The 7,433-nt window shown below is 27.4% G+C and carries 4 protein-coding genes and 1 rRNA gene; all 5 read left to right on the top strand.

The window, feature by feature from the left end; translation table 11 throughout:
- The first annotated feature begins 10 nt into the window (after positions 1–10).
- The 5 genes from rrf to glgD all read left to right on the top strand — a co-directional run bounded on the left by rrf (position 11) and on the right by glgD (position 6,966).
- Positions 11–127: ribosomal RNA gene (gene rrf, locus ACYUEX_RS18545) — 5S ribosomal RNA — on the top strand.
- A gap of 292 nt (positions 128–419) precedes the next feature.
- Positions 420–1,853 carry a glycogen synthase GlgA gene (gene glgA / locus ACYUEX_RS18540; RefSeq protein WP_460289454.1) on the top strand — a complete coding sequence of 478 codons (1,434 nt, stop codon included), beginning with the start codon at positions 420–422 and terminating at the stop codon, positions 1,851–1,853.
- Positions 1,854–1,876: 23 nt separating this feature from the next.
- The gene (locus tag ACYUEX_RS18535; protein WP_460289453.1) at positions 1,877–4,312 is read left to right on the top strand and encodes a glycogen/starch/alpha-glucan phosphorylase; all 2,436 of its coding nucleotides are present in this window, start codon (positions 1,877–1,879) and stop codon (positions 4,310–4,312) included.
- A 388-nt stretch (positions 4,313–4,700) separates the two neighbouring features.
- Complete coding sequence (locus tag ACYUEX_RS18530) at positions 4,701–5,861, top strand: glucose-1-phosphate adenylyltransferase (RefSeq protein WP_411169160.1); 1,161 nt, start codon at positions 4,701–4,703, stop codon at positions 5,859–5,861.
- Positions 5,862–5,877: 16 nt separating this feature from the next.
- Positions 5,878–6,966 (top strand): glucose-1-phosphate adenylyltransferase subunit GlgD, encoded by a 1,089-nt coding sequence (glgD, locus tag ACYUEX_RS18525; RefSeq protein ID WP_460289452.1) that lies wholly within the window; start codon positions 5,878–5,880, stop codon positions 6,964–6,966.
- Positions 6,967–7,433: the final 467 nt, after the last annotated feature.

The following is a 7,433-nucleotide window of genomic DNA, read 5'->3' as shown; positions in this document are numbered from 1 at the left end:
CACTCTGATATCTGGTGATGATGGCGTAGAGGAAACACTCCTTTCCATTCCGAACAGGAAAGTTAAGCTCTACAGCGTCGATGGTACTGCATGGGAAACTGTGTGGGAGAGTAGAACGTTGCCAGGTCATTAAAAAGACTTAAGAATTAAATTCTTAAGTCTTTTTTATTTGTTTTTATAAATTTATAAAAACAAATTATTAACAATTTTATAAAAATATTAAAAGAAATGTTAATAATTTTAGATATCTTGTGGATAATTATTTTAAATATAACTATAAATCATATCGAAGGAGTTTAATCATTTACTTGGTTTGCTCCTATTTTTATTTACATAAAAAGTTTTACTAAGAATACTATTTAATAATTTTCATACATTTTAATATGGTATAAATTTTAAGTCATAGGAGAGGTTATTGTATGAGAGTATTAATGGTAGCATCTGAAGCAGATCCATTTATTAAGACAGGAGGACTTGGGGATGTGATTGGAGCATTACCTCAAGCATTAAATAAGGAAGAAGTAGAAATAAGAGTTATATTACCTAAATATAAAAATATAAATTATAGATTTAGTAAAAATTTAGAGTTTATGAAATATTTTTTTGTTGATGTAGGATGGAGAAGGCAATATTGTGGGATTTTTAATTGTATATATAAAGATGTAGAATATTACTTTATAGATAATGAATATTACTTTAATAGAGATAATTTATATGGATATTATGATGATGCAGAAAGGTTTATTTTTTTTAATAAAGCAGTTTTAGAATTTGTAAGAGAAATGAATTGGATACCAGATATAATACATTGCAATGATTGGCAAACTGGAATGATACCTGCTATATATAAATTTGAATATAAAAATAAAGACATATACACAAATATAAAGACATTTTTTTCTATACACAATTTACTTTTTCAAGGAACTTTTTCACCAGAGATTTTACCAGAATTACTTGGGTATAATTATGAAGCATATTTCAATAAAAGCATAGAATTATATGGGGGAGTTAGTTTTATTAAAGGTGGCATTAATTATTGTGATCAGATAATTACAGTTAGTAATACTTATTCAAAAGAAATTCAGGCTGCTGAATATGGAGAAAAGTTAGAAGGATTACTTAAGTATAGAAGTTGTGCTTTAAAGGGAATTTTAAATGGCATAGATTATGATGAGTATAATCCTGAAACTGATAAAAATATATATAAAAATTATTCTCTGCAAAATATAGAGGACAAGCAAATTAATAAAGAATACTTACAAATGGAATTAAGATTACCTGTAAATAAGGATATACCAGTTATCGGAATGGTATCTAGGTTAACTCATCAAAAAGGTTGTGATTTAATAATAAATGCTCTTGATAGAATACTACAAAAAAATATACAATTAGTTATTCTAGGTACTGGAGATAAAGATTATGAAGAAACTTTAAGTAAGTTTAATTATATATATCATGATAAGGTATCTGTAAATATCAAGTTTAACAATGAGTTAGCACATAAAATATATGCTGGATCAGATTTGTTTTTAATGCCATCACTATTTGAACCGTGTGGATTAGGTCAACTTATAGCTTTGAGGTATGGCGCATTACCAATAGTAAGAGAAACAGGTGGGCTAAAAGACTCGATTTCTCCCTATAATCAATATACTGGCTTAGGTAACGGTTTTGGGTTTAAAAATTATAATTGTAGTGAATTAATAAATGTATTAGAATATGCATTAAATATTTATAATGATAAAAATATTTGGAGTTCACTTGTAGAACAGGCCATGAAATCTGATAATAGCTGGAAAAAATCAGCAAGAGAGTATAAAGAGCTATATATAGATGTAATTAATAGATAATTTATCTTAGCGGAGGGAAAATTATGCTAGATATAAATAGAGATTCCTTGAAAAAGGATTATAGGAGAAAATTTTTAGAGATACATGGAAAAACATTAGAAGATGGTACAAAAGAACAACAATATGAGGCCTTAGGGGGGCTTGTTAGAGATTATATTGCAGAACAATGGTTAAATACAAATAACAGATATAAAAGTACTGGTGAAAAGCAAGTATATTATTTTTCTATGGAGTTTCTTTTGGGGAGATTACTAGGAGATTCTTTAATGAATTTAGGAATAAGAGAAATATGTAGAGAAGCTCTAAAGGATTTAAATATAAACTTAGATGAGCTTGAGAATTTAGAGCAAGATCAAGGACTTGGAAATGGTGGATTAGGTAGATTAGCTGCATGTTTCTTAGATTCAATGGCATCATTAAACATTCCAGGACATGGATGCGGCATAAGATATAAATATGGATTCTTTGAGCAAAAAATTATAGATGGGAAGCAAGTAGAAGTTCCTGATAATTGGTTAAGATCAGGGAATGTATGGGAAATACAAAAAAGAGATAAGGCTGAAGTAGTAAAGTTTGGTGGAGATGTAAAGGTTGAAACTGTAAATGGGAAGCTAATGTTTACACATGTAAACTATGAGCCTGTTTTAGCGATCCCCTATGATACTCCTGTAGTTGGGTATAAAAATGAAGTTGTTAACACATTAAGATTATGGAGCGCTGAACCTGTTAGTAATGAGTTTGACTTCTCATCCTTTAGTAGAGGAGAATTTTTAAAAGCTATAGAGTATAAAAATTCAGTTGAATCAATATCTTTAGTTCTATATCCTGAAGATTCATTTTATGAAGGCAAAATGCTAAGGTTAAAACAACAGTACTTTTTTGTATCATCAGCATTACAAAGTATAATAAGATATTATAAAAAATATAATAATAATATACTTGAGTTAGATGAAAAAGTAGCAATTCATATAAATGATACTCACCCGACACTAGCTATACCAGAGCTTATGAGAATATTATTAGATGAAGAAGAATTATCATGGGAAGAGGCTTGGAGAATAACTCAAAATACAATTTCATATACAAACCATACTATTTTAGCAGAAGCATTAGAAAAATGGCCAATAAATATGTTTAAAAAAATATTGCCAAGAATATATATGATAGTTAAAGAAATAAATGAAAGATATTGTAAGGAATTATGGAATAAATATATAGGACAATGGGATAAGATATCCAGGATGGCTATAATTGGAGATGGATTTGTTAGAATGGCCAATTTAGCCATAGTGGGAAGCCATAGTGTAAATGGAGTTGCTAAGCTTCATACAGAAATACTTAAGAAAAAAGAAATGTCAGACTTCTATTATTTATATCCCAATAAATTTAATAATAAAACCAATGGAATAACTCATAGAAGATGGTTACTAAAAATTAATCCAGAATTGACGAATCTATTAAAAGAAACCATAGGTGAAGGATTTATAAGACATCCAATGGACTTAATTTCCTTAGAAAAGCACTTAAACAACAATAGCGTATTAGAAAAACTTCATAATATAAAGCTAAATAATAAAATAAAATTAGCTAATGAGATATATAATTCATCAGGTATTCAAGTAGATCCTTATTCAATTTTTGATGTTCAAGTAAAAAGGATACATGCTTACAAAAGGCAAACACTTAATTGCCTAAGAATAATTGACTTATATAATAAAATAATAGAAAACCCTAATATGGATATAAATCCAAGAACATTTATTTTTGCAGGCAAATCAGCCCCTGGTTACTTATTGGCAAAGAATACAATAGAATTAATTACATCTATAGCTGATAAAGTAAATAATGATCATAGGGTAAAAGATAAAATAAAAGTTGTTATGATGGAAAACTATAGAGTTTCATTGGCTGAAAAAATAATTCCAGCAACAGATTTAAGTGAGCAAATATCAACAACTACAAAAGAGGCATCAGGCACATCTAATATGAAATTTATGATGAATGGAGCATTAACAATAGCAACTTTAGATGGAGCTAATATTGAGATAAAGGATGAAGTTAAAGATGATAATATAGTAATATTTGGGCTAACTGCAAATGAGGTTTTAAATTATTATAAAAATGGTGGCTATTCATCATGGGATATATATAATAGTGATTTTAGGATAAAAAGAGTTATAGATAGCTTAATTGATGGAACTTATTCATATGATAAAGAAAAATTTAGAGTAATATATGATAACTTACTAAAATATAATGATGAATTTTTTGTATTAAAAGATTTTGATAGTTATATAAAAGCACAAATAAGAGTAAATCAATTATATAATAATAAGTATAATTGGCAGAAGATGTGTGGAGTAAATATAGCTCACTCAGGAATATTTTCGTCAGACAGAACCATAAAAGAATATGCTACTGGAATTTGGGGATCAGATGTACTATATAAAAATTTATAGAGAAGAGCATGTATTATATAAAGATTTTTAAATTATTAAAACACCTAGTAAATTTTTTTAGAATAAGAAGTTTACTAGGTGTTTTTACTCTATAGGAAATTATATTTTCAAAGTATGTTGATAAATTATTTATAGCATATAAGTTATTAAAGTTAGCCTTATAGAGTAAAAAATGGAATAAAATGCGCGTGCAAAATTTTCCTCAGGCAAGCTTCGGAAATGCACATGCGCTAAAAAAAGTCGACGGCTCGGCAAGCTCGCCTTGGCGACTTTTTTAAAAAATACTATTACATAACATATAACTAAAATCTTACTCATATTTATATAAAGAAATACTTTTAGAATTTAATAAAATTAATATATAACTAAGCTAAGGGAGTAGGATAGGATGGGTAAAAAAGAAATTGTAGCAATGATTTTAGCTGGAGGACAAGGATCAAGATTAGGAGTGTTAACCAAAAGATTAGCTAAACCAGCAGTGCCTTTTGGAGGGAAATATAGAATTATTGATTTTCCATTAAGTAATTGTTCTAATTCGGGTATATATACGGTGGGAGTATTAACTCAATATAAACCATTAGAGCTAAATGCTCATATAGGGATAGGAGCACCTTGGGACTTAGATAGGAGAGATGGAGGTGTAAGAATATTACCACCATATCAGGGTGAAAAGGGTGGTAAGTGGTATAAGGGAACTGCAAATGCTATTTATCAAAATATTGAGTATGTAGATAGATATGATCCAGAGTATATACTAATACTATCTGGTGATCATATTTACAAAATGAACTATGATAAAATGCTAGAGTTTCATAAGCAAAAGGGGGCAGATGCAACAATAGCTGTAATAGATGTATCAATAAAAGAGGCAAGTAGATTTGGAATAATGAACACAAGAGAGGACTTATCAATATATGAATTTGAAGAAAAACCAAATAATCCAAAGAGTACAAAAGCATCTATGGGAATATATATATTTAACTGGAGTGTATTAAAAAGACTTCTAAAAGATGATGAAAATGACATAAACTCTAGTAATGATTTTGGAAAAAACATTATACCAAATATGTTAAGTAAGAAAATGAGGTTAGTTGCATATCCTTTTGATGGATATTGGAAGGATGTAGGTACAATAAGAAGCTTATGGGAAGCTAATATGGATTTATTAAATATAGATAATAAATTGAGCCTATATGATAACGAATGGAAAATATATTCTGAGAACATAGCAAGACCAGCACAATATATAGGGCATAATGTAGAAGTTAAAGAATCTCTTATAGTTGAAGGGTGTAATATTCAAGGGAAAGTAAATCATTCAGTATTATTTCAAGGAGTAAGTATAGGTAAAAACTCCATAATTAAAGATTCTGTAATTATGCCTGATGCAAAAATAGAAGATGATGTAATTATAAACAAAGCTATAGTTGGAAGTAATGCAATAATAAGAAGAGGATGTAAAATCGGAGACGGTAATAAAATAGCTGTTATAGCCTCTAGAGAAGAACTTAAAAGCGGGACTACATTAGAGCCAGCTGAAGTATTATAAGTTAGGAGGAAAATACATGAAAGATTGTATAGGAATAATAAATTTAGATGAAAGTGAAGAGAGAGTAAGAGAGCTAATTAGATATAACATAATATCATCAATGCCTATAGCAGGAAGATATAGAATAATAGATTTCGTATTATCAAATTTAACTAACTCAGGGGTAGAGTGTATAGGCATATTTACAAAGAAGAAATCTTATTCTCTTATGAAACATTTAAGTAATGGTAGACCATGGGATTTGCATAGAAAAAACAACGGATTAAGAGTTTTTAATTATAGCGAATATGATCCATTATATGATGATATACATGGATTTATAGAGAATATAGAATTTATAAAGTATAGTAGAAAAGAATATATAATAATAGCTCCTTCATATATGATTTGTAATATAGATTATAAAAAGGCTTTAGAAAATCATAAAAATTCAGGAGATGATATCACAATTATATATAAGAAACTAAATAAGATTAATGAAAAATTTTTAAATTGTGAAGAAATAAATTTAGATAAATCAGGAAAAGTAAAATCTATAGAAAAGATTAAGTATGGAAAAGAGAACACTAATATAAATATGGAAATGTATATAATGAAAACAAGTTTCTTTATAGATATAATAAAGGATAGCATAACTACTGGTTTATATAAGAAAGTGAAGGAGTATATAGTAGATAATATAGAAAATTTAAAAGTAGGATCATATGAATTTAGTGGTTATTTAGCTTGCATAAATTCAGTTAACGCATACTTTAATACAAATATGGAAATTCTAGATGAAAAAATAAACAAGGAATTATTTTATGATAATAATCCTATATACACAAAACAAAAGGATGAAGCTCCAACATACTATTCAAAAGAAAGTCAAGTTGATAATTCAATAATAGCAAATGGATCATATATAGAAGGTAAAGTAGAAAACTGTATAATTGGAAGAAAAGTAAAAATAAAAAAGGGAGCTATAGTTAGAAATAGTATTATAATGGAGAGTTGTATAATAGAAAATAACGCCATAGTAAATAATACTATATTAAATTCAGGAAATAAAATAAATGAGAATAATATTATAAATGGATATAATAATTATCCCGCTATAAATTAATAGATAGATATATAAAAACCATATATACTGAATTTATATGGTTTTTATAATTATCTTGTATAATACATAGAACAACTACTCCACACGTATCAATATAAGAAAAAAAGAGGAAAATAAATAAATTTATAGAAAAGTTATAAAAATAACTCTATTTTAAAAAATATACTTAGAATTAAAAATAAACAACATGATATTATATTTTATGTCTTCGGGCGAGAAACATTTTCATTAAACATTAGTAATATTAAAAATATTGATAAAAAATGTTTATAAAAAAATGTTGACAAATTAGCTTGAAGATAGTAAGATAAGAAAGTCACTTGAGGGCGACGAAGAAAATGGTCTTTGAAAATTGAACAGAATATAAGTTAAGTAAACAAACCAGCAATTCTTTTAGACGTCTTAAAATTAAGACTCAAAGTAATTTGAGCAAAGAGATTAAACTTTTTATTGAGAGTTTGATCCTG

The sequence above is a fragment of the Clostridium sp. CTA-7 genome (assembly GCF_054768095.1).
Note: the sequence above shows the minus strand (reverse complement) of the source record. Positions and strands in the feature narration are given on the sequence as shown.